22 protein-coding genes, 1 other RNA gene and 1 pseudogene are annotated in these 23,095 nt (G+C 65.1%); 17 read left to right on the plus strand and 7 right to left on the minus strand.

Annotated features, from left to right (window positions below; translation table 11 throughout):
* Nucleotides 1-2 precede the first annotated feature (2 nt).
* The 5 genes and pseudogenes from lptD to ACSH0F_RS08890 all read left to right on the plus strand — a co-directional run bounded on the left by lptD (nt 3) and on the right by ACSH0F_RS08890 (nt 6,202).
* Nucleotides 3-2,393 carry an LPS assembly protein LptD gene (gene lptD, locus ACSH0F_RS08870; RefSeq protein ID WP_435201914.1) on the plus strand — a complete coding sequence of 797 codons (2,391 nt, stop codon included), beginning with the start codon at nt 3-5 and terminating at the stop codon, nt 2,391-2,393.
* Between the two features lie 154 nt (nt 2,394-2,547).
* On the plus strand, nt 2,548-3,891 hold the full coding sequence (locus ACSH0F_RS08875; RefSeq protein ID WP_435201916.1) for a peptidylprolyl isomerase: 1,344 nt from the start codon (nt 2,548-2,550) through the stop codon (nt 3,889-3,891).
* Nucleotides 3,892-3,896: 5 nt separating this feature from the next.
* Nucleotides 3,897-4,913 (plus strand): 4-hydroxythreonine-4-phosphate dehydrogenase PdxA, encoded by a 1,017-nt coding sequence (gene pdxA / locus ACSH0F_RS08880; RefSeq protein WP_435201918.1) that lies wholly within the window; start codon nt 3,897-3,899, stop codon nt 4,911-4,913.
* Between the two features lie 75 nt (nt 4,914-4,988).
* Complete coding sequence (rsmA, locus tag ACSH0F_RS08885; protein ID WP_435201920.1) at nt 4,989-5,813, plus strand: 16S rRNA (adenine(1518)-N(6)/adenine(1519)-N(6))-dimethyltransferase RsmA; 825 nt, start codon at nt 4,989-4,991, stop codon at nt 5,811-5,813.
* A gap of 104 nt (nt 5,814-5,917) precedes the next feature.
* A pseudogene (locus ACSH0F_RS08890) lies at nt 5,918-6,202 on the plus strand (GIY-YIG nuclease family protein).
* 74 nt (nt 6,203-6,276) lie between these two features.
* Here the strand turns inward: ACSH0F_RS08890 and ACSH0F_RS08895 are convergent.
* Nucleotides 6,277-8,370, minus strand: a complete 2,094-nt coding sequence (locus ACSH0F_RS08895; RefSeq protein ID WP_435201922.1) for a malate synthase G — start codon at nt 8,368-8,370, stop codon at nt 6,277-6,279.
* 141 nt (nt 8,371-8,511) lie between these two features.
* Here ACSH0F_RS08895 and ACSH0F_RS08900 point away from each other — a divergent pair, with 141 nt between their 5' ends.
* The 4 genes from ACSH0F_RS08900 to ACSH0F_RS08915 all read left to right on the plus strand — a co-directional run bounded on the left by ACSH0F_RS08900 (nt 8,512) and on the right by ACSH0F_RS08915 (nt 12,397).
* On the plus strand, nt 8,512-9,720 hold the full coding sequence (locus ACSH0F_RS08900) for a hydrolase (RefSeq protein ID WP_435201924.1): 1,209 nt from the start codon (nt 8,512-8,514) through the stop codon (nt 9,718-9,720).
* On the plus strand, nt 9,717-10,733 hold the full coding sequence (locus tag ACSH0F_RS08905) for an arginine N-succinyltransferase (RefSeq protein WP_435201929.1): 1,017 nt from the start codon (nt 9,717-9,719) through the stop codon (nt 10,731-10,733). The genes ACSH0F_RS08900 and ACSH0F_RS08905 overlap by 4 nt, the downstream gene beginning before the upstream one ends.
* Complete coding sequence (locus tag ACSH0F_RS08910; RefSeq protein WP_435201931.1) at nt 10,730-12,007, plus strand: N-succinylarginine dihydrolase; 1,278 nt, start codon at nt 10,730-10,732, stop codon at nt 12,005-12,007. The genes ACSH0F_RS08905 and ACSH0F_RS08910 overlap by 4 nt, the downstream gene beginning before the upstream one ends.
* 144 nt (nt 12,008-12,151) lie before the next feature.
* Nucleotides 12,152-12,397 carry a hypothetical protein gene (locus tag ACSH0F_RS08915; RefSeq protein WP_435201933.1) on the plus strand — a complete coding sequence of 82 codons (246 nt, stop codon included), beginning with the start codon at nt 12,152-12,154 and terminating at the stop codon, nt 12,395-12,397.
* A 155-nt stretch (nt 12,398-12,552) separates the two neighbouring features.
* On the opposite strand, the gene ssrA is transcribed toward ACSH0F_RS08915, so the two are convergent.
* Together ssrA and mscL are read right to left on the minus strand one after the other, a co-directional pair.
* Nucleotides 12,553-12,896: a transfer-messenger RNA gene (gene ssrA, locus ACSH0F_RS08920) on the minus strand.
* Nucleotides 12,897-12,957: 61 nt separating this feature from the next.
* A complete protein-coding gene (gene mscL, locus ACSH0F_RS08925; protein WP_435201935.1) occupies nt 12,958-13,422 on the minus strand; it encodes a large conductance mechanosensitive channel protein MscL in 465 nt (154 codons plus the stop codon).
* 149 nt (nt 13,423-13,571) lie between these two features.
* On the opposite strand from mscL, the gene ACSH0F_RS08930 reads away from it, so the two are divergent.
* The 5 genes from ACSH0F_RS08930 to ACSH0F_RS08950 are packed head-to-tail and all read left to right on the plus strand — an operon-like array spanning nt 13,572 to nt 17,136.
* Complete coding sequence (locus ACSH0F_RS08930; protein ID WP_435201937.1) at nt 13,572-14,249, plus strand: LemA family protein; 678 nt, start codon at nt 13,572-13,574, stop codon at nt 14,247-14,249.
* 11 nt (nt 14,250-14,260) lie between these two features.
* A complete protein-coding gene (locus ACSH0F_RS08935; protein WP_305933085.1) occupies nt 14,261-15,088 on the plus strand; it encodes a TPM domain-containing protein in 828 nt (275 codons plus the stop codon).
* Nucleotides 15,089-15,766, plus strand: a complete 678-nt coding sequence (locus ACSH0F_RS08940; protein ID WP_435201940.1) for a TPM domain-containing protein — start codon at nt 15,089-15,091, stop codon at nt 15,764-15,766.
* Between the two features lie 12 nt (nt 15,767-15,778).
* A complete protein-coding gene (locus tag ACSH0F_RS08945; protein WP_435201942.1) occupies nt 15,779-16,357 on the plus strand; it encodes an NUDIX hydrolase in 579 nt (192 codons plus the stop codon).
* Complete coding sequence (locus ACSH0F_RS08950) at nt 16,354-17,136, plus strand: SDR family oxidoreductase (RefSeq protein ID WP_435201944.1); 783 nt, start codon at nt 16,354-16,356, stop codon at nt 17,134-17,136. The genes ACSH0F_RS08945 and ACSH0F_RS08950 overlap by 4 nt, the downstream gene beginning before the upstream one ends.
* Nucleotides 17,137-17,263: 127 nt before the next feature.
* Here ACSH0F_RS08950 and ACSH0F_RS08955 read toward each other — a convergent pair whose 3' ends face one another.
* Genes ACSH0F_RS08955 through ACSH0F_RS08965 form a run of 3 tightly spaced genes read right to left on the minus strand, consistent with a single transcriptional unit; the run spans nt 17,264 to nt 17,753 of the window.
* Nucleotides 17,264-17,485: a PspC domain-containing protein gene (locus ACSH0F_RS08955; protein ID WP_435201946.1), complete on the minus strand. Its 222-nt coding sequence runs from the start codon at nt 17,483-17,485 to the stop codon at nt 17,264-17,266.
* Nucleotides 17,482-17,598: a recombination protein F gene (locus ACSH0F_RS08960; RefSeq protein WP_435201948.1), complete on the minus strand. Its 117-nt coding sequence runs from the start codon at nt 17,596-17,598 to the stop codon at nt 17,482-17,484. Before ACSH0F_RS08960 ends, ACSH0F_RS08955 begins: the two co-directional genes overlap by 4 nt.
* A gap of 35 nt (nt 17,599-17,633) precedes the next feature.
* Nucleotides 17,634-17,753, minus strand: a complete 120-nt coding sequence (locus ACSH0F_RS08965) for a recombination protein F (RefSeq protein WP_278328117.1) — start codon at nt 17,751-17,753, stop codon at nt 17,634-17,636.
* A 231-nt stretch (nt 17,754-17,984) separates the two neighbouring features.
* Here ACSH0F_RS08965 and recF point away from each other — a divergent pair, with 231 nt between their 5' ends.
* Nucleotides 17,985-19,064, plus strand: coding sequence for a DNA replication/repair protein RecF (gene recF / locus ACSH0F_RS08970; RefSeq protein WP_435202206.1), 1,080 nt, complete (start codon nt 17,985-17,987; stop codon nt 19,062-19,064).
* On the opposite strand, the gene ACSH0F_RS08975 is transcribed toward recF, so the two are convergent.
* On the minus strand, nt 19,061-19,762 hold the full coding sequence (locus ACSH0F_RS08975; RefSeq protein ID WP_435201950.1) for an arylesterase: 702 nt from the start codon (nt 19,760-19,762) through the stop codon (nt 19,061-19,063). The two genes, recF and ACSH0F_RS08975, sit on opposite strands and share 4 nt — an antisense overlap.
* 47 nt (nt 19,763-19,809) lie before the next feature.
* Between ACSH0F_RS08975 and ACSH0F_RS08980 the strand changes: the two genes are divergently transcribed.
* Nucleotides 19,810-20,499: an ABC transporter ATP-binding protein gene (locus ACSH0F_RS08980; protein WP_435201952.1), complete on the plus strand. Its 690-nt coding sequence runs from the start codon at nt 19,810-19,812 to the stop codon at nt 20,497-20,499.
* Nucleotides 20,496-23,033, plus strand: a complete 2,538-nt coding sequence (locus tag ACSH0F_RS08985) for an ABC transporter permease (RefSeq protein WP_435201954.1) — start codon at nt 20,496-20,498, stop codon at nt 23,031-23,033. The genes ACSH0F_RS08980 and ACSH0F_RS08985 overlap by 4 nt, the downstream gene beginning before the upstream one ends.
* Nucleotides 23,034-23,095: the final 62 nt, after the last annotated feature.

Raw genomic sequence — 23,095 nt, forward strand, 5'->3', positions numbered from 1 at the left:
GCATGGCCCTGCCCGCCGAGACAGCTATCGAAGCCAGCCGGCTGGCACTGCGCACGCTGGGCGTGGCGACAACGCTTGCGCTGGCGACGCCTCTCGCCGCGCAGCAGGTCGGCGACGATGTCGGATCGGTCGAAGACCCGCAGGGCGACCCCGGCGATCCGCAGCCCGACGCACCGTCCGTTTCGACCGCTGCCGAGCCTGAGGAGCCGCCCAGTCTGCAGGACCCGTTTCCGGAAGTCGGTCCGCCGCCGGAGCCTACGGGCGACGATGGTCTGAACGCCGCGGGCGATCGTGAGATCGACTTCGAGTCGGACGTCCTCAGCTACGATTCGGATGCCGACCTCGTCACCGCAAGCGGCAATGTGGTGCTGCGCAGCGGCGACCGGTCGCTGCGCGCCGATTCGGTCAGCTGGAGCAGGCGCACCGGCGTCATCCTGGCAGAAGGTCGCGTGCGCTTCGTCGACGAGAACGGCAACCAGCTATTTTCCGAGCGGGTCGAGCTGACCAACGAGTTCGAAGCGGGCGCTATGGAGAACCTGCTGCTCGCACTGCGCCAGGGCGGGCGGCTCGCGGCCAATCGCGGCGTGCGCGAAAGCGACGGCACTATCGCGCTGGAACAGGCGGCCTATTCCGGCTGCGATGTCGTAACATCCGAGGGCTGTCCCAAAGAACCCAGCTGGCGGATCACCGCCGAACGGGTGGTCTACGACCCCGATGAGCAGCGGGTCCGCTTTACCGGTGCCTATCTCGAACTGTTCGGCGCGCGCATCCTTCCGTTGCCGGGGCTGGCAGTGCGGACCGATGGGGGCGCAGTCTCCGGTGTTCTGGTCCCCGACCTGCGCTTTTCCGAAAGCAACGGCGTCGAGGTGTCGGGCAGCTATTATATTCGGCTCGCCGACAATAAGGATCTGACGCTTACCGGCTTCGTTTACACCGATGCCCCACCGATGATCTCGGGACAGTGGCGCCATCTCACCGAAAAGGGCGCTTACCAGATCACCGGCTATGCGACGAAAAGCCGCAGGATCTCCGATTTCACCGGCATCGAAACTACCGGAGACAGCGACTTTCGCGGTTATGTCTTCGCCAACGGCAAGTTCCAGCTGAGCCCGGAATGGAGCGTGACCGGTTCCATCCGCCGCGCCAGCGACCGCACGTTCCTGCGACGTTACGACATCAGCCGCGACGACAGGTTGCGGTCCACGGTGAACCTCGAGCGCATCAGCGACTCCACCTATTTCTCGCTCGCCGGCTGGGCGACGCAGACGCTGCGCCTGAACCAGCCGCAGGGCGAGGTGCCGGTGGCGCTGCCGGTGATGGATTTCCGCAAGCGGCTGGAGGACCCGCTGCTGGGCGGCAAGCTGGAGCTGCAGGCCAACACGCTCGCGATCATGCGCGACGTCGGTCAGGATACGCAGCGCGCCTTCGCCCGCGCGCAATGGGATCTCTCCACGGTCACCGGGCTCGGCCAGGTCGTCACGCTGACCGGCATGGTGCGCGGCGACATCTACCATTCGGACGAGAACTTCCTCACCGATACGGCGCTCTATCGCGGCAATCCCGGCTGGGAGGCGCGTGGCGTGGCGCTGGGCGCGGTGGACGTCCAATGGCCGCTGGTCGGCCAGCTATTCGGTGGAGAGCAGGTCCTGACGCCGCGCGTGCAGCTGGTGGCGACCCCCCCGATCAAGAACCTCGCCATCCCGAACGAGGATGCGCGCGCGATCGATCTGGAGGATTCCAACCTCTTCGCGCTCAACCGCTTCCCCGGATACGATCGCATCGAGGACGGCGCCCGCGTCACCTACGGCTTCGACTGGCAGCTGCGCGTCCCGAATTGGGAGCTGAAATCGACCCTCGGCCAGTCCTACCGGCTGGACACGGACGCCGACATCCTGCCCGACGGCACCGGCCTGTCAGAGCGCTTCTCCGATTTCGTCGGCCGCACCGAAGTCCGCTATCGCAACTTCGTGAAATTCACCCACCGCTTCCGGCTGGACAAGGACAATTTCGCTGTCCGCCGCAACGAGATCGACGCCACGGTCGGATCGCGCCGCACCTATGCCGAGATCGGCTATGTACGCCTCAATCGCGACATTACCGCCGTGGAAGACTTGCAGGACCGCGAGGAACTGCGCGGCGCGGTGCGCGTCGCATTCGCCAATTACTGGTCCGTGTTCGGCTCCGGCGTATTCAACCTGACGAATCGCGAGGAGGACCCGACTTTTAGCTCCGACGGGTTCGAGCCCATTCGCACCCGCCTCGGCGTCGCCTATTCCGACGACTGTCTCGAAATGGGAGTGACCTGGCGCCGCGACTATGAAACCGCGGGCGACGCCCGGCGGGGCGACACCTTCCAGGTTTTCTTCAGCCTCAAGAATCTGGGTTTTCGCTAAGCCGCACCCGTTGGCAGACAGCGCCGAACAGGCTATCCGCGCTCGCAAGACGAACGGGGCGAGTGTTTACGGCAATCAGCTTGGGTTAAGCCGCCACAAGGCACGGCCCCGTAATGGACTGGTACCGCAACGGTGCCGCAATTGGGTATCACACGTGAGCGCAAATCGCATTTCCAAGTTTCTCTCCCTCGCTGCCGTCGCGGGTCTGGCGCTGTCGCCGATTTCCGTGTCGGCGCAGGCAACAGCGGAAACGGCTAATCCCCTCGGTCTGCCGACCGATTTGAGCATTCTCGGCAATTCCGATCCGAACGTCCGCAAGGCGACCGCGGTGGTGAATGGCTTCGTCATCACCGGCACCGATGTCGACCAGCGCGCTGCGCTGCTGGTCGCGGCGAACGAGCGGGAAATCAGCGCCGAGGAACTCGAGCGCGTCAAGATGCAGGTGCTGCGCAACCTGATCGACGAAACCCTGCAAATCCAGGCGGCCGAAACGCAGGAAATCACGATCCCGCAGGCCGAGATCGACCAGAGCTATGCGCGCGTCGCTGCGCAGAACTTCGGGCAGGACGAGAGCGCGATGGGCGAATATCTGCGCAGCATCGGCTCCTCGCCGCAGTCGCTCAAGCGCCAGATCCACGGGGAGCTTGCCTGGAGCCGTTTGCTGCGGCGCAATTTCGCGCCCTTTGTGAACGTCTCGGCCGACGAGGTGAACGACCTTATCCAGCGGCTCGAGGCCAATCGCGGCACGGATGAATATCGCCTCGGCGAAATCTTCCTGCAGGCGACGCCCGAAACCGCGCCGCAGGTCCAAGGCAATGCCCAGCAGATCGTCGAGCAGCTCCGCCAGGGCGGCAGCTTCGTCGCCTATGCCCGCCAGTTCTCGCAGGCCTCGACTGCAGCGGTCGGTGGGGACTTGGGCTGGATCGCGCTTCCCCAGCTCAAGAATCCGCAGCTCGAGACCGTAGTCGGGGAAATGAGCCCGGGCCAGCTGGTCGGCCCGCTTGAGATACCCGGCGGCTACTGGATCGGCCTGCTGATCGACAAGCGCCAGGTGCTGACGGCCGACCCGCGCGACGCCGTTCTCTCGCTGAAGCAGATCGCGCTCGATTTCACCGGCGTGCCGGAAGCGGAGCGCACACCCCGGCTCGAAAGCTTCCTGGCCGGCGTGCAGCAGCTGCGCGGGTGCGGCGATGCGGAGGCCGGCGCGTCGGCTCTCGGTGCGACCGTGGTCACCAATGACGAGATCGCCGCGCGCGCCCTGCCCGAACAGCTTCAGCAGCTCGTGCTGAACTTGCAGCTCGGCCAGGTCACCCCACCCTTCGGGTCTTTCGAGGAAGGTGTTCGCGTGCTGATGCTGTGCGGCCGCGACGATCCGCAGGCCGCCAGCGGCCCGGACTTCGATACGCTGATGGGCCAGCTCGAAGAAGAGCGCATCCAGCGCCGTGCGCAGCGCTACCTTCGCGACCTGCGCAACGACGCCTATATCGAGTACAACTGACACCGATGACTGCCCCGCTCGCCGTGTCGATTGGCGATCCGGCGGGGATCGGGCCCGAGATCATCGCGGAAAGCTGGGCGCGGCGCCGGGAATACGGCCTCGCGCCCTTTTTCGTGGTCGGCGGAGCGGGCGTGCTGGAAGCGGCGGCGAAAGCCCGCGGTCTTTCGGTTCCGGTAGAGCCGATCGCCAGCCCTGCCGAAGCCGAGACGGTTTTCACCCATGCGCTCCCCGTGCTCGGGCAGGAAGACAGCGCCTATGCGCCCGGAAAACCCGAGCCGAGCGGCGCAGCCCTCGCCTTGCACTCGCTGGCCGAGGCGACGCGCTGCGCGCTGCTGGAAACGGCATCGGCCGTAGTGACCGCTCCCATCGCGAAAGCGCAATTGGCACAGGTCGGCTTCGAATATCCCGGCCAGACCGAATTTCTTGCCGACGTTTGCGGACTGGAGCAGGAGGACGCGGTGATGATACTCGCCGGGCCGAGCCTGCGTGCCGTGCCGCTCACGGTCCATTGTGCGCTGTCCGAAGTGCCGAACCGCCTCTCCCAAGGTCTGATCGAGCACCGTGCCCGCATCGTTTCCCGCGCATTGCGGCGCGACTTCGGGATCGACGCACCGCGACTGGCCGTTTGCGGGCTCAATCCGCATGCAGGCGAAAGCGGCAGGTTCGGAGACGAGGAAGCCCGCATCATCACGCCTGCGATCGAGGCGTTGCAGGCCGAGGGGCTCGCCATCACGGGCCCGCACCCAGCCGACGCGCTGTTCACGCCCCGCGCGCGGGAGACTTACGACGCAGCATTGGCAATGTATCATGACCAGGCGCTTGTCCCACTGAAGGCGCTCGATTTCGACGAGGGGGTAAACGTGACGCTCGGCCTGCCCATCGTGCGGACCAGCCCCGACCACGGCACTGCCTTCGACATCGCCGGCAAAGGCGTGGCCGATCCCGGCGCGATGATCGCCGCGCTCAGGATGGCAGGCGAAATGGCCGCGCGGCGGGCCGACGCCCAATCCCGCTCAGCCTGAGCTTGTCGAAGGCCATGCGATGACGCTAGCGAACTGCCTATGCTTCGACAGGCTCAGCATGAGCGGAGGTGGTAAGTGACCGATCTCCCTCCCCTTCGCGAAGTTATCGCGCGCCATGGCCTCAGCGCATCGAAAGCCCTGGGGCAGAACTTCCTGTTCGACGAGCAGCTGCTCGACCGCATCGCCGCGATCCCCGGAGAACTCGCAGGCAAGCAGGTGCTCGAAGTCGGCCCCGGCCCCGGCGGCCTCACGCGCGCTCTGCTGCGTGCCGGCGCTCGCGTCACCGCGATCGAGATGGACACGCGCTGCCTCCCCCCGCTCGCCGAACTGGGCGAGGCCTTTCCCGGCCAGCTCACCGTCGTGCAGGGTGACGCGCTTAGGATCGACCATGCCGAGCTGATGGGCGGCGAGCCTTTCGCCGTGCTCTCGAACCTGCCCTATAATGTCGGCACCGCGCTGTTCGTGCGCTGGCTGGGCGGGCAGGAATGGCCGCCGCTTTGGACCAGCCTGACGCTGATGTTCCAGCAGGAGGTTGCCCAGCGGATCGCCGCGCAGCCGGGTGGCTCGGCCTATGGGCGGCTGGCAGTGCTCGCGCAGTGGCGCGCGAGCGCAAGGCTGGCGATGAAGGTCCACCGCAGCGCCTTCACCCCGCCGCCCAAGGTGATGAGCGCCATCGTCCATGTCGAACCCATTGCCATGCCTGAGGGCGTCAGCGCCCGCCTGCTCGAACGCCTCACCGAAGCCGCCTTCGGCCAGCGCCGCAAGATGCTCCGGCAGAGTCTCAAAGGCGTGACCGGCGCGGTCGAGGCACTGGAGAGCCTCGGCATGGACCCGCAAAGGCGCGCGGAAACGGTGGCGGTCGAGGAGTTTGTGAAACTGGCGCGGGTGTTGGGTGGGTGACGGGTGCGACCCTGTGCGGACAATTTGGAAGCCAGCGAGACCGAGCTCCCATCGTCATCCCAGCGAAAGCTGGGATCGCTGTCCGCCTGGTTTGGGGCCGCTTCATGGGTGGATGGGTCTGTATCATGTCGAACAAGCGCAACGGTGTGCTCTACATCGGTGTGACATCCGATCTTGCGCTTCGCGTCAGCCAGCATCGCTCCGGAAAAGGTTCGTCTTTTTGTCGCCGGTGCAGGTTGGACAGGCTTGTCTATGCCGAACAGGATAATGGCATTGCGGCGGCCATCACACGCGAAAAAGCGATGAAGGCGTGAAGGCGCGCGTGGAAAATCGAGCTGATCGAACAGGTCAACCCGGACTGGGAAGATCTTTACCAGCAGCTCGCCTGATCGAGAGCGATCCCAGCTTTCGCTGGGAAGACGGGATGAGGGTATTCGCCTCCCACCGCATTTCGGACAACGCCTTACCCTGCCTTCTTCCGCCTCCGCCAAGCGTGCAACAGCGGTTCGGTATAGCCGCTCGGCTGTTCCACGCCCTTGAAGATCAGGTCCTTCGCCGCGCTGAAGGCCGGGCCGTTCTCGTTTTCGAGCAGCGGTTCGTAGAACGGGTCGCCGGCGTTCTGTGCGTCGACCTTCGCGGCCATGCGGCGCAGGCTATCCATGACCTGATCTTCCGAGATCACCCCGTGCAGCAGCCAGTTGGCGATATGCTGCGAGCTGATCCGCAGCGTCGCGCGGTCTTCCATCAGGCCGACGTCGTTGATGTCGGGCACCTTGGAGCAGCCGACGCCCTGGTCGATCCAGCGAACCACGTAGCCGAGCAGGCCCTGGCAATTGTTGTCCAGTTCCTCGCGGATTTCCTCGTCGGACCAGTTCACGCCATCGGCCAGCGGGATCGTCAGCAACTCGTCCAGCTTGGCCGCATCGGGCAAGCCCTTCTGGATCTCGAACACGTCCTCGCGGTGATAGTGGATCGCATGGAGCGTCGCCGCAGTCGGGCTCGGCACCCAGGCGGTGTTGGCCCCGGCGCGCAGATGTCCGATCTTCTCGATCATCATCTGCCCCATGAGGTCGGGCGCGGCCCACATGCCCTTGCCGATCTGCGCGCGCCCGGCGAGGCCATGCGCCAGGCCGATGCCGACATTGCGCGCCTCGTAAGCCTTGAGCCAGGCCGAGTTCTTCATCTCGCCCTTGCGCATCATCGGCCCCGCTCGCATCGAGGTATGGATTTCGTCGCCCGTGCGGTCGAGGAAACCGGTGTTGATGAAGACGATCCGGTCCTTCACCGCGTGGATGCAGGCGGCAAGGTTTGCGCTGGTGCGGCGTTCCTCGTCCATCACGCCGACCTTGACGGTGTGACGCGGCAGGCCGAGCATATCCTCCACCGCATCGAACAGATCGTTGGTGAAGGCGCATTCTTCCGGGCCGTGCATCTTGGGCTTCACGATATAGATCGATCCGCAGCGCGAATTGCCGAACTTGCCGAGACCCTCGACGTCATGCGCACCGATTGCGCCGGTGAGGACGGCGTCCATGATGCCTTCGGGAATTTCACTGCCGTCCCAGCGCATCGCCGGATTGGTCATCAGGTGCCCGACATTGCGCACGAACATCAGGCTGCGACCGGGCAGCGTGTGCTCGCCGCCCTCGCCGTCCGTGTAGGTCTTGTCGGCAGCCAGCGTCCGGGTCAGCGTCCGGCCGCCCTTCTCGAAGCTCTCCTCGAGATCGCCGCGCATGATGCCGAGCCAGTTGCGATAGGCGACCAGCTTGTCCTCGGCATCGACGGCCGCGACCGAATCCTCGCAATCGGCGATCGTGGTCAGCGCAGCTTCCAGATTGATGTCGGCAATGCCCAGCCGGTCGGTTGTGCCGACCTGGCTGTCGCGATCGACTACGATCTCGACATGCAGGCCGTTGTGCCGGAACAGAGACCCCTTGCGGGTTGCACCGACGTGTTGCGATGGATCAGCAAGCTTGAGGTCATCGAGACTTTCAAGCTCCGCCCAGCTTCCGCTCGCCAGCGGCAGGATTTCGTCGAGCAGCTTGCGCCCTTCCGCAATCACTGCCGCGCCCCGCTCTTCGTCATACCCGCCGGGCTTTGCCGGAGGCGCATCCAGCGCATCGGTGCCGTAGAACGCATCGTAGAGGCTGCCCCAGCGCGCATTGGCCGCGTTCAGTAGAAAGCGCGCATTGAGGATCGGGACCACCAGCTGCGGCCCGGCCATGGTCGCGATCTCGGGATCGACATTCTGCGTGCCGATGGTGAAATCGCCCGGATCCGGCACGAGATAGCCGATCTCCTCCAGGAACGCGCGATAGTCACCGGCGTCGCGCGGCTGGCCAGCGCGCTCGCCATGCCATGCGTCGATCTTCGCCTGCAGATCTTCGCGCTTCGCCAGCAGCGCGGCATTGCGCGGCGCGAACTCACCCAGCAGTTTCGCGAACCCCTGCCAGAACCCGTCCACATCACGCCCCAGCGGCTGGAGCACGTCGGTTTCGATGAAGATAGCCAGCTGCGGATCGACCTCGATCCCGGCGCGCGTCACATAATCGGTCATGAAACTCCTCTTGGGATATGCGAATGGCAATGTCGGACCCGGGGAGGAGTTCGCCCCACTTACCAAGCATCCACCGCTTTGCAAGGCCGCCGGGGGCGCAGGGGTGGACTTGGAGCGTGTCATCACTAGAGACGGTTGCCGATGAAACCGGACGCAGCCCCTCAAGCCTTCCTCGATGCCGTCGATGCCGACACCATGCTGCGCGAGGTGCAGGACTGGGCGGCAATCAACACCGGCACCGGCAATCTGGACGGGCTGGCCACAATGGCGAGTAAGCTTGCCGATGCATTCAGTCAGCTTCCCGGCGAGGTCGAGCTGGTGGACCCGGCGACCGTCGCCGCAATCTCCGCCGAAGGGCGCGAATTCGCGAAGCCGCATGGCCGGCACATGGTCCTGCGGGTGCGCCCCGAAGCTGAGCGGCGCTTCGTGCTCACCGGGCACATGGATACCGTCTTCCCGGCCGATCACCCGTTCCAGGGCGTCAGCTGGCTCGACGACGAGACGATCAACGGCCCCGGTACCGCCGACATGAAGGGCGGCCTAGACGTCATCCTCCATGCGCTGAAACTTTTCGAGACGACAGAGGGCGCATCGCGCGTCGGCTATGATGTGATGATCAATTCGGACGAGGAAACGGGCAGCCTCGCCAGCCGCGGCCTGATCGAGGAGCTGGCGCGCGGCAAATACGCCGCGCTGACGTACGAGCCCTCCGCCCTGCCCGACGGTACGCTGGCCCATGCGCGCGGCGGCACGGGCAATTACTCGATTACGATCACCGGCAAGAGCGCGCATGCGGGCCGCAATCCGCAGGACGGGCGCAACGCCGTAGTCGCGGCGAGCGATCTGGTGCTGCGCGTCAAGGCGCTCGAGGCCGAGGACATCACCGTCAATCCGGCCAAGATCGAGGGCGGTGCCGCGAACAATGTCGTGCCCGACCTCGCTATCCTGCGCTTCAACATCCGCCCCAAATCGACCGACGCGATGGAGCGCTTCGACGGCGAGCTGAATGCGATCCTGCGTCTTATCGAAGCCGAGCACGAAGTCGGCGTCCATCGCCACGGCGGCGTCACCCGGCCGCCCAAGCCGGTAGATGCAAAGGCGCAGCGCCTGTTCGACCTCGTGAAGAACTGCGGTGCGCAGCTGGGCCAGCAGATCGGCTGGAAGAGCACCGGCGGCGTCTGTGACGGCAACAATATTGCCGCCACCGGAGTGCCGGTGGTCGACACAATGGGTGTGCGCGGGGGCGCGATCCATTCGCCCAACGAGTTCATGATCGTGCCGTCCCTGCGCGAACGCGCCGCCCTGTCGGCGCTGGTGCTGACCAGGCTTTCCACCGGAGATCCCCTGTGACCTTTCGCTTGCGCGCCGCGCAGATCGGCGACCTCGAGCATCTTTACGAGATGGCCAAGCTGACGGGTGGCGGCTTCACCAATTTGCCCGCGGATCGTGCCGCGCTGACCAGAAAGCTGGAGCGCGCCGAAGAGGCCTTCGCTCGCACCGAAGACACGCTAGGCGACGACGTGTTCACGTTGGTGCTGGAGAATAGCGAGAACGGTCAGGTGCGCGGCACCTGCCAGCTGTTCACGCAGGTCGGCCAGCAGTGGCCCTTCTACTCCTATCGCCTGACCACGCTGACCCAGCACAGCCAGGAACTCGACCGCACGGTGCGCGCCGAATTGCTCAGCCTCGTCACCGATCTCGAAGGGTCGAGCGAGGTGGGTGGGCTGTTCCTGCATCCGGGCGAACGCGCAGGCGGGCTCGGCTTGCTGCTCGCGCGCAGCCGCTACCTGTTCATCGCCATGCACCGTGCTCGCTTTGCCGACCGGATCCTTGCCGAACTGCGCGGCGTGATCGACGATCGCGGCGGCTCGCCCTTCTGGGACGGGGTCGCAGGGCGCTTTTTCGGCATGACCTTCCAGGAAGCGGACTATTTCAACGCCATCAACGGCAACCAGTTCATTGCCGATCTGATGCCGAAACACCCGGTCTATGTCGCCATGCTCAACGGCGAGGCGCGCAAGGTGATCGGCGTGCCGCACCCTAGCGGACGCGCGGCGATGCGGATGCTGGAGAACGAGAATTTCGCCTACGAAGGCTATGTCGATATTTTCGACGGCGGACCCACGATGACCACACGGACGGACAGCGTGAAAAGCATCGCCGAAGCGGCGGAGTTGACACTTTCCGCCACCGATCTCGACGATGGCGAGCGCGCGCTGGTCGCCACCGGCAAGCTCGGCGAATTCCGCAGCGCCTACGGAGTGCGACATATCGGGGACGACGGGACGATCGCGATCGATGCCGAGTGCGCCGGAGTCTTGGGAGTGGCCAAGGGCGACACGGTGTGGAGCGTCGCGCGGTGAGCAAGCTCGTCGAGATCAATTTCGACGGCATCGTCGGCCCGTCGCACAATTACGCCGGCCTCAGCCTCGGCAACATCGCCAGCGCGAGCCACAAGGGCGATCCTTCCTACCCGCGTGCCGCGGCGCTCCAGGGTATCGCGAAGATGCGCGGGAATATGGAGCGCGGGCTGGCGCAGGGCTATCTGCTGCCCCTCCCGCGGCCGAACTTTTCGCTGCTTGAGCGGCTTGGCGTCAATGAGGGCAACGACCGCGCCTTGCGCGCTGCCGCATGGTCCGCGAGTTCCATGTGGACGGCCAATGCCGCAACCGTCAGCCCCGCGCCGGACACTGCGGACGGGCGCTGCCATCTGACGCCCGCCAACCTCGTGACGATGCTCCATCGCGGGCAGGAATGGCGCGATACGCAGGCGCAGCTGAAAATTGCCTTCGGCAACCGCGACTACTTCGCCGTCCACGATGCCGTCCCGCCCAGCTTCGGCGACGAAGGCGCGGCCAACCACATGCGGTTTTGCGAAGGCCACGGCAGCAAGGGCGTCGAGGTCTTCGTCTATGGAAGACCGGGTGGTCGCTTCCCCGCACGCCAGCACGAACAGGCCAGCCGTGCGGTCGCTCGCCTTCACGGCCTCGATCCCGAGGCCTGCGTTTTCATCGAACAGAATCCCGAAGCGATCGAGGCGGGCGCGTTCCACAATGACGTAGTCGCCGTGGCAAACGAGCGGGTGCTGTTCACGCATGAGCGCGCCTTTGCCGACCGGGAGGGTGCGTATGACGCGATCCGCGCGGCGTTTCCCGCGCTCGAGGTGGTCGAGGTGCCGGAGAGCGCAGTCAGCCTCGCCGAGGCGATCAAGACCTATCTGTTCAACGCGCAATTGCTCACTCTCCCGTCCGGCGATCCCGGATCGGGGTCCGGGACGGGAATGGCGCTGGTCGTGCCGAGCGAGTGCCAGGAAAGCGCCGCCGTGTGGAGCTGGTGCGAGCATATGCTTGCCGGCAATGGGCCGATCCGTAAGGTCATCCCCGTCGATGTCCGCCAGTCGATGGCGAATGGCGGTGGCCCTGCCTGCCTGCGCCTGCGCGTCGTCGCCGACCCCGCCACGGTAGACGGCCGCTTCCTGCTCGACGAGCAGCGGGCGGAGCGGATCGAATCTGTTATCGCCCAGACCTGGCCCGAGCAGATCGATCCGGCCGATATCGGCAACGAAGCTCTGGCCAAGACAGTGATCGAAGCGCGCGAGGCTTTGCTGGCCGTCCTGTCGCTGGACGAACTGGCATAACTCACGGATTTAGGTGGTTAACGCGCTGGACTGCGCGTCGGCAGCGCTTACACTCGGCGATGAGTTAACCATTCGATCGGCGGAACCGCGCGCTTGGCACGGGGTTTGCACGGTGAAGGGTTAAGAAAAGGAGACCGCAAAAGCGTGCTGACCAAGGTGAAACGGCTATTCGTGATCAAGACGCGCTTCGAAGCGTATCTGATCATCTTCGCCCTCGCCCTGGGCGCAATGACCCGCGGCGCGCACTACACGGTCGAGTACCCCGGTGTCGGCGGCTACCTGCTGTTCGCCGCAACCGCGGGCGCGGTGTTCCTCGGCGGAGCGAAAATCCTCGACGCGATCCGGTACGAGCGCGAAGCGGCGGCAACCTCTCAGGACAGCGAAGGCTGATTCCAGATAATATCGTAGAAGAAGGTGGGGGTTTCTGTTGCTAGCTACCCCAATTTTTCGCTCTTAAGGAGAGGACCGTCGCGCTTGGGGTGGCGCAGCGCCTTCAATCTTGAGAATAGGTGGGGGTTTCTGTTGCTAGCTACCCCCGGAGCCCCGGAATCCGCTTCTGTTGCCCGGTGGGTCCGACCGCGCTTTAGCTTTGTAAGATCAGGGCGTTAGCCCGTCAGATTACGCAGCGAGAGCGAGTGCTTCGTTATCGTTGGCACTTGTGTGTTGTGAACAGTTTCACGGGATACTCAGCCCGGGCGAAAACACCGTCTTTCAGCACACGTCGATCCTGGTTCGGCCCCGTCAGAAACCGCGAAACCCGCGGGTTGTGGTGGAGCCGCCGGGTACTGCCCCCGGGTCCGTTGTACCTATTGCACGGCGCAATTTATCGCCATAGCCGGTCGGAACCGGCGAGGTTCTATATAGAGCGTCGCAGCTTAATGTGAAGTGAGTGAGGATTTTTGTGGCGTGCGTGAAGCGCATTCGCGCTTCACGCACCTAACCAAAATCCACTACCCCATCGGACCGTTCTTCGGCGCACCCGGCGCGCCGCTCTTCAGCGCGTCGCGGATTTCCTGCAGCAATTCGATCTCGGTCGGTCCGGCCGGTGCCTCTTCCTTCTTCTCTTCAAATTCCGCCATCACTTTCTTGGCATAGCGGACCAGAAGGAAAATGATGAAGGCCAAGATCAGGAAGTTGATGATCGCCGTGACAAAGGCACCATAGCCGATCATCGCAGCACCGGCCTCCTTGAGTTCGGCATAGCTGGCAGTCGATCCTTGATAGCCTTCCGGCGTACTCAAAAGGATGAAATAATTGGAGAAATCCGCGCCACCGAAAATCGCGCCCACGAGTGGCATGATGACATCGTCCGTCAGCGACGTGACGATCGTGCCAAACGCTCCCGCGATGATGACGGCCACCGCGAGGTCGATGACGTTGCCCTTGGCGACGAATTCCTTGAAATCTTTCAGCACGCGAAACCCCTTCTTAACCATCCGACCCCGCGCTCTCCCTGCCACGCAGCGATTTTCCCGACAAGTGCCAGTTAATCTTGATCGCCGCGACAGGCGTGCTATCTTGATAAGACACTTACATTCGTCGTTCCCACACAAGGACACCAGCCATGACCCGTTTCGCCGCCCTTCGAACATCGATAGTTGCCGCAGCGGCGCTCGCCCTGTCGGCTTGCGGCATCAACTCGGTGCCTACCGCGGAAGAGAACGCCAAGGCCAAATGGGCCGACGTCGAGGCCGCCTTTCAGGAGCGTGCCAATCTGGTCCCCAATCTCGAGCAGATCGTGATGAGCTCGGCCGAGCAGGAGCGTGAAACGCTCGAGGGGGTGATCCAGGCTCGCGCCTCGGCCACCCGCCCCGAGATCCAGCTGGATGGCGACGATCTCAACAATCCCGAAGCCATGGCGCAGTACCAGCAGGCCCAGAACACCTTTGGCGGCGCGCTCTCGCGCCTTATGGCCAATGTAGAAGCCTATCCGGAACTTCGCAGCCAGGAGAACTTCGGCCGTTTCATGACCCAGATCGAAGGGCAGGAGAACCGCATCCGCGTCGCCATCCGCGACTATAACGAGGCGGTCCGCCAGTATAATACGACCATCCGCACTTTCCCCGACACGATCGGCGCGAACATCATCTACGGTGCGGAGCCGATGGTGCCCTACGAAGCCGTGAGCGAAGGCGCGGAAACCGCCCCCGAGCTCAACATGCGCGCCAGCGGCGGCACCGCCACTGCCGCAGGGGCAAACGACAACACCAGCGAGCCTGCCGACGCCGCAGCCGCCAACTGAGCGGCCCTGCAATGCAGGCTTTACTGCGACTGCTGTTGATCTGCGCCGCCGCGCTGGGCTTTGCCCTGCCCGCTGCGGCGCAGAACTTTCCCGAGCGCGGGACGGCGCCGGTGGTCGATGCGGCCAACATCATCGATCCGGCCACAGAAGCCGAACTTACGGCCAAGTTGGACGCGTTCGAGGAGGCGAACCAGCGCCAGTTCGTGATCGCGACGATCCCCGACCTCGAAGGCTACGATATCGCGGATTACGGCTATCGCCTGGGCCGCGAATGGGCGCTGGGCGATGCGGAGCGTAACGACGGCATCATCCTCATTGTCGCCCCGAACGAGCGGCGGATGCGGATCGAGGTTGGCTATGGCCTCGAAGGCACGATCCCCGATGGCCTCGCCTTCGAATATATCGAGGGCATGAAGGACTATTTCCGCGCGGGCGACTATTCCGGCGGGATCAGTTGGGCGGCGGATGAAATCATCACCCAGCTCGAACTGCCGCCAGAACAAGCCGCGCAGGTTGCGCAGCAGGCCGAAGAGGCGCGCGAGAGCCGCGGCGGCTTCCCGCTCGGCGGCGCGATCTGGATCGCCTTCATCTTCTTTTTCTTCATCATCCCGATGCTGCGCCGCGGCAAGCGGCGGCGCTATGGCCGTGGCGGACGGCTGGGCCAGGCCGCGGGCGACATCATCCTGTGGGAAGTCGGCTCGGCCATCGCGCGCGGCGCGCTGAGCGGTGGCGACGACTGGGGCGGCGGTGGCGGCTTCGGTGGAGGAGGCGGCGGGTTCGGCGGCTTCTCCGGTGGCGGCGGCAGTTTTGGAGGCGGTGGCGCCTCCGGGGGGTGGTAGATGGCACGCTATCTGAACGAAGCGCAGCACAAGATCGTCAGCGACGCTGTAGCAGCGGCTGAAGGGACGACCTCCGGCGAGATTGTCACCGTGCTGGCGGACCGGTCGGACGGATATTCCGACGTGGTGCTGGTTTGGGCGGCGGGCGTGGCCTTCACACTGATGAGCCTTTTTGCCGTTCTGCCAAAGCCATTCATGGACCTTTGGGACGAACTCGTCGGCGGGTGGATGCACGAATGGACGACCGGCGAACTGGCGACCATGACGATTGCGCTGGGCCTGATTGGCTTCGCGCTCACCTGGTTGCTGCTGTCTTGGGACCCGCTCCGCTTCGCGCTGACGCCCTCGCCCGCGAAGCAGGCACGCGTTCGCGCAGCGGCGATCAAGCATTTCAAGGTCGGGGCGGAACGGCGCACCCACGGGCGCACCGGGGTGCTGCTCTACCTATCGATGCAGGAACATCGCGCAGAGATCGTCGCCGACGAGCCCATCGCGGCGATCGTCCCGGCGGAAGTCTGGGGCGAGGCGATGGCCGACATGCTGGTCGAGATCAAACAGGGCCGTCTGGCCGAGGGACTTGCAGCGGGCGTGCGCGATGTCGGCGCAGTGTTGGCGGAGCATTTCCCCCGCGGCGACGAGGATCAGAATGAGTTGCCGGACCGGCTGATCGAAGTCTAAGCCTCCCGGGCAATGACCGATCCCATCGAAACCCCGGGCCGCGACCCGGACGCCGACCTGCCCGAAGAAACCATGTGGCAGGGCCGCTTCGTCACCGCCAAACGGCGAGGTCGCTGGGAATATGCCAGCCGCTCGCGCGGGATCAGGGCCGCCGCCATCATCGCCATCGACGATCAGGATCGCGTAATCCTCGTCTCGCAATATCGCGTGCCGCTGGGCCGCATCTGCCTCGAAATTCCCGCCGGCCTCATCGGTGACGACGAGGACAAGAGCGGCGAAAGCGACGAGGCGGCCGCCATTCGCGAGCTCGAGGAAGAAACCGGCTATCGCGCCGCCCGGATGGAGAACCTCGGGAATTTCTATTCCTCGCCCGGCATGGTGAGCGAAAGCTTCTCGCTACTGCGCGCGCACGGCCTGACCAGAGTTGGCGAAGGTGGCGGTACCGACAGCGAAGACATCGTCGTCCACCATGTGCCGCGCACGCAGTTGCCGGAATTCGTTGCCCGCTGGCGCGCGATGGGTCACGGTGTGGATGTACGAATTGCGATGCTGATGGCGTCGCTGGACAGTTTTCTGGGAGAGAGTGAATGAGCGGCAGGTGTGAGGGCAAGCTGGCCTTGGTGACAGGCGCGGCGCAGGGTCTGGGCCGGGCGCACGCGACGCGGCTGGCGGAAGAAGGCGCACGGGTGCTGTGTACGGACATCAACGGCGCCGGGGCGGAAGAAACCGCTTCGCTGATCAACGGACAGCTGGGCGACGGCACGGCCTTCGGGTTTCAGCACGACGTCACCGATCCGGGTCAATGGGAGGCGGTGGTCGATGCTGCGCGCGAGAACCTCGGCGGGCTCAACGTGCTGGTCAACAATGCCGGCATCGGAGTCGGCGGCAATATCGAAACCTGCGATTTCGACGACTGGAAGCGCTGCTTCGCGATCAATGTCGATTCGATCTTCCACGGCTGCCAGAAGGCGCTGCCGCTGATGCGCGAACATGCGCCGGGATCCATCGTCAATATCTCCAGCATCGCGGGGCTGATTGCGAGCGACACCATGCCCGCCTACAACTCGTCCAAGGCGGCGGTGTGGATGCTGTCCAAGTCGATCGCGCTGCACTGCGCGAAGAAGAACATGCAGATCCGCTGCAATTCGGTGCACCCGACCTTCGTCGATACGCCGATCCTCGACGGGACGGCAAAGAACCACAATCTCGACAAGGGCGTGCTGATGGACAAGCTGGCGCGGCAAATCCCGCTCAAGTTCGTCGGCGAACCGAATGATATCGCCAATGCGGTGGTCTATCTCGCCAGTGACGAGAGCCGGTTCATGACCGGGGCGGAGCTCAAACTCGATGGCGGCATTTCGGCGATGTGATCATCACCGCCGCCAGAATCTCTTGGGGGCTGGAATCACAAGAGGGGCCTGACGGCCCCTCCCGGTTTTCTCGAAATTGAAGGCACGGCCGACACGAAAACCGGGTCGGTCGGCGCGGGGGCCGTGCTCAATCCGCGATCAGCGCGATCGCAAGGTAGATCAGGATGAAGCTGCCGAAACCCAGCAACGTTCCTGCGACGAAGCCCAGGCGGACCCAGAGTGCGTCGATGCCGAAGTAGTCAGCGATGCCGGAGCATACGCCCATCAGCTTGCCGTTGCTGCGGTCGAGCGAAAAGCTCTTGGCGGGGCGGACGGCGTGGTCGGTGTCGCGAAATTTCAGGTCGTTCATGCGATCAGTCCATTGGGCGAGGCGGGGATGATGGCCGTGGCGAAGAAGACCGCCGAGAGGGCCAGCGAGAAAGCAGCTGCGAAGAGCTTGCTGGAGTTTTCAGAGTCGAACATGATTTCCTTCCTTGTGATCTGAGGTGCGGCTTGCGTCAGGCGACGAAGACGGCGGGGCTTGCAGGGACGATGGCCATCGCCATGCTGACGGCCGAGACGGCGAGAGCGAAAACGGCGGCGAGAGCGCGGTTGCTGGCATAATCGAAAGCGGACATTTGGTGGTCTCCTTGAACCTTGGTCTGTTGTATCCCCCGGACCATCCGGGTTGACCAATGCATTGCAGGAGGCGTGCCAAACTCGAAAAACCGCAGGTTTCAGCCATTCTCAACTGAACCGAGCGCTCAAGCGCCGTTCATCGATCCGAAAGGTTGGGAAATTTCACCACTTTTTGGAGTCGGGTTTCAAGTGGCGGCATGGCGCTCCGCGCGCTATCGCCGCAGCCGACCATGGCGCTCGATCGAATTGCCCTTTCCGACTTCCGCAACCACGCCGCGACCGAGCTTTCGGGCACGGCGCGCTTCAACCTGCTGGTGGGGGAGAACGGGGCGGGCAAGACCAATGTGCTCGAGGCATTGTCGCTCCTATCGCCGGGCCGTGGCCTGCGCCGCGCCGCATTGGCGGACATCGTGCGCGCCGGGAGCCAGGCGGGATTTACCGTCGCGGCGGACCTGCGGCAGGACGGCGAGGCCGTCCGTCTGGGCACCTATTGCGAGAACGCCCACCCGGGGCGGCGACGGGTCAGGATCAATGGCTCTGACGCGAACGCCACCGCGCTCGGGGAATGGCTTGCAATCACCTGGCTCACGCCGGCGATGGACGGGCTGTTCACCGGGCCTGCCGCCGACCGTCGCCGCTTCCTCGACCGCATGGCGCTTGCGCTGGACCCGGCGCATGCTACCCACGCCGCGCGCTACGAAGCGGCGCTGCGCGAACGCAATCGGCTCCTGTCCGACCGGCGCGATCCGGAGAGCGGTTGGCTCGATGCGATCGAGGCGCAGATGGTCCAGCATGGCGGCGCGCTGATGACGGGCCGCGCGCGCCTGATCGAGACCCTCATGGCGCGTCTTGCTGCCATGCCTGCGGAGCCTTTCGCCCGGCCGGCCATCACCTATGCGCCGGGCGCGCCGGACAGTCCGGACGGCCTGTCGCAGGCCCTCTACGAAGGACGTAGCAAGGATCGCCTCGCGCAGCGAACGCTATCCGGTCCCCATCGCGACGAGCTGGAGGTGATTCACGCCGCGAAGCGCGTTCCCGCGGCGCAAAGTTCGACCGGCGAGCAGAAGGCCATGCTGGTGGCGATCACGCTCGCTCACGCCGGCCTCGCGGCGCAGGGTCGCGCCGGTATCCTGCTGCTCGACGAGGTCGCTGCCCATCTCGATCCCGTCCGCCGCGCCGCGCTGTTCGACCAGCTGCGCGGCAGCGGCGCGCAGGTCTGGATCACCGGAACCGAGCCTTCCCCTTTCGACACCATCCTGAGCGAAGCGGCAACGTGGCGGATCGAAAACGGTGAGGCCCAGCGGCTCTAGTTCACCGGAGGTAGCGCCGCCGCGACTTCATCCGCCGTGTCCGCGACCAGAGCCTCGATCCCCTCGACCGTGGGATGGATGCGGTCGGACTGGAACAGGCTCGGATCCTGGTAGATCGCCTCCAGCCAGAACGGGATGAGCTCTGCATCGTATTCGCTGGCCAGTTCGGCGTAGAGCCTGTCGAATTGCGTCTGGTACTCGGGCCCGTAATTCGGCGGCGCGCGCATCCCCATCAACAGCACCGGGATATCGCGCTGGCGCAGTTCGCCCAGCATCGCTTCGAAGCTCGCCCGCGTCTGGTCCGGCGAGACGCCGCGCAGCATGTCGTTGCCGCCCAGTTCGAGGATGACGAGATCGGGCTTTTCGGCCTGCGCGTCGAGTGTGAAGGCCAGCCGCTGCGCCCCCGCCTGGCTGGTATCGCCCGACACGCCCGCATTGGCGATCCGCGCGTTGATGCCCTGCTCCCGCAACGCGTCTTCCAGCAGCGCTGGATAACTGTTCTCCTCGCCCACGCCATAGCCGGCGAAAAGGCTGTCGCCGAAGGCCAGGATGCGCCGCTCCGGTCCCTCAACGGCGACGTCCGGACGCGCCACGGAGGGTGTATCGCTCGCTTGCGGCGCGGGCGCTTCCGCGGTTTCGGTGCCACAGGCGGCCAGCGCTGCGGCGAGAATGGCAATCGACAAATGATAAAGCCGCATCGGCGAGTTTCCTTGTGCAACCGGTCACCCCATGCCATCGCAGCGCCGTGACGACATCTCAAGCCGCTATTTCAGCCCGCAACCTGTCCCTCACTCTCGGTAGCGACGCCGCACCGGTCGAAATCCTGCGCGGGATCGATCTCGATATCGCCAAGGGAGAGACGGTGGCCCTGCTCGGCCCGTCGGGTTCGGGCAAGAGCTCGTTGATGGCGGTGCTGTCCGGCCTGGAACGCGCCAGCGGTGGCACGCTCGAAGTCGCCGGGCAAGACTTCGCCTCGATGGACGAGGACGCTCTCGCCCATGCGCGCCGCGGCGCCATCGGCATCGTGTTGCAGGCGTTCCACCTGCTGCCGACGATGACCGCGCTGGAGAACGTTGCCACGCCGATGGAGCTGGCGGGAGAGGCCGACGCGCAGGACCGCGCGCGTGCAGAGCTGGAGGCAGTCGGCCTCGGCCACCGGCTCGACCACTACCCGTCCCAGCTTTCGGGGGGAGAGCAGCAACGTGTGGCCATCGCCCGCGCCATCGCGCCACGCCCCGACCTGATTTTCGCCGACGAGCCAACGGGCAATCTCGATGCCGCCACCGGCCACGAGATCGTCGATTTGCTGTTCGCCCGCCGCGCGGAAACCGGCGCGACCCTGCTCGTCATCACGCACGATCCCGAACTGGCCGAGCATTGCGCCCGCGTGCTGACGCTCAGAGACGGCCGCATCGCTACCGACACCGCCGCATGAGCGACGTGCGGACAAGCAAACAGGCGATGAACTGGTCGACGGCGTGGCGCATTGCGCGGCGCGACCTCAACGCGCGTTTTCGTGGTCTCCGCCTGCTGCTCGTGTGCCTGTTCCTCGGCACCGGAGCGCTCGCAGCCATCGGCACGCTGACCGCTGCGATCGAGCGAGAACTGGCGGCCAATGGCCGCCAGTTCCTCGGCGGGGACTTGCAGATCGAACTGTGGCAGCGCGGCCTCAACGAGGAAGAGAGCGCCGCGCTTGCCGAATACGGCACCGTCTCGGCAGGCACGCGCATGCAGGCGATGGCCCGCTATGGCGAGCAGGCCGCGCCGATCGAACTCAAGGCCATCGACGGCGCCTATCCGCTTTATGGCGAGCTTGTGCTGGAAGACGGTCGCTCGGTCGGGCAACCGGACGCAAGCGAAGCCTGGCTCTCCCCCGGAGCGGCCGAACGGCTGGGCGTTTCCGTCGGAGAGACGATCGCAATCGGCACGGAAACGGTCACGGTCGGCGGGTTGATCGCCGACGAACCCGACCGGCTGGGCGAAGGCTTCCAGCTCGGCCCGACGATCATCGTGGCCGACGACCTGCCGCAGCGCGCCGGCCTGATCGCGCCCGGCTCTATGTACGAAACAAAGACGCGCGTGCGTTTCGATAGCTTGCAAGATGCCGAAGATGTGCGCGAAGACATCGAAGAGCGCTTCCCAGAGGCCGGCTTCGATATCGACACCGCCGATCGCGCCGCGCCCGGCACAGATCGCTTTATCGACCGTATGAGCGAATTCCTGACGTTGGTCGGCCTTGCCGCCCTTGTAATTGCAGGGATCGGTATCGGCGGAGGGGTGACCAGCTATCTCGACGCGCGGCGGCAGGGGATTGCGACGCTCAAAATCCTCGGCGCGACGAGCCGCGATATTGCCCGAATATATGCACTGCAGATCGCTGCAGCTGCTGTGGTGGGTAGCATAGCCGGGATCGTCGCCGGAATCGCAATCGTGCCGTTGCTCGCGACGGCGCTGGAAGGGCTGCTGCCCGTGTCGACCGGCTTCGTCGTCGCGCCCGGCCCGCTGTTGCTGGCGCTGGCCTATGGCCTGCTCGTCGCGCTGGTTTTTGCTGCGCCGCCGCTGCTGCGAGCACGCAATTTTCCGGCGATGGCGCTCATGCGCGCCCGGGTGGCACCGCTCGCGCGAGACCGCGTCGCCTTGCTGGTGGTCGGCGGGGGACTGGCGGCCATCGTGGCGCTGGCGCTGTCGACGGCGGAGCAACCGCTGCTGTCCGGCGGTTTTCTTGCAGGTGCCGCCGTGCTGCTCGGCCTGCTGGCCTTGCTGGGCTGGGGCATCCGCAAACTCGCCGCCGCTTTGCCGCGCCCGAAGGACCCCATCGCGCGCAATGCGCTCGCCAATCTGCACCGTCCCGGAAGCTCGACCGGAGCATTGGTGACGGCGCTCGGCTTCGGCTTGTCGGCCTTCGTCCTCCTCGCCGCGGTGCAATCCGCCATCGACGGCAATATCGAAAGCCGCGTGCCCCAGCAGGCACCCGACTATTTCGTGCTCGACATCCCCCGCGACCGGATCGACGACTTCGAAACCCTGGTCGAGGACGCCGATCCGCAGGCCGACTGGCGCACCGTGCCCGCCCTGCGAGGCTCGGTGCTCGCTTTCGGCCCGGAAGGCGCAATGACCCGCACCTCGGAGCTCGAGGAAATTCCCGACGGTGCATGGGCCCTGCGCGGCGAGCGTGGCCTGACCTATGCCGACACCGTGCCCGAGGGCAACAGCATCACGTCAGGGGAATGGTGGGGACCGATGTACCAGGGCGAACCTCTCGTTTCGGTCGATGAGGAGTTTGCCGAGGCCGCCGGCCTCGAGATCGGCGACATGCTGACGTTCGGCGTGCTGGGCGTAGAGAAACAGGCACGGATTTCCAATTTGCGGCGGATCGACTGGGAAAGCATGGGGTTCAATTACGTCTTCGTGCTCAGCCCCAATGCGCTGGCCGATGTGCCGCACAATCTGGCCGCGACCATCGAATTGTCCGAAGGCAAACCGACCGGGCCGCTGTTGCAGGCATTGATCGCCAGCTTTCCCTCTGCGTCGGTGATCGAAGTGGGCGGAGTGCTCGGACAGGCGCGCACGATTCTCGAGCAAGTAGGTCTCGCCACGCTCGCTGCCGCCAGCGTCGCGGTGCTCGCGGGCCTTGCCGTCCTGCTCGGCGCGATTGCCGCCGCCCGCGCGGCGCGAACTTACGATACCGTGGTCATGCGTGTCCTCGGTGCGGATCGCCGCCAAATCCTTGTCATGCAGCTGATTGAATATGTCGCCCTGGCAGGAGCCCTCGCCATCGTCGCACTCGCTGTCGGCAGCTTCGCAGGCTGGCTGGTTGTCACGCAGCTGTTCGAATTCGACTGGCTGCCCGACTGGGGCGAGGTCATGGCGGTCCTTGGCCTTGGCCTCGGCATCGTGCTGGCTTTCGCCCTCGGAGCGTCGCTCCCCTTGCTGCGAGCGAAACCCGCGCAGGCATTGAGGGCGCTTTGACACAAACAAAGAAAAAGGGGGCCCGAAAGCCCCCTTCCCCGCATCCGATGCTGATCGCTTCG

The sequence above is a fragment of the Qipengyuania sp. 902 genome (assembly GCF_051195295.1).
Taxonomy (GTDB): Bacteria; Pseudomonadota; Alphaproteobacteria; order Sphingomonadales; family Sphingomonadaceae; genus Qipengyuania.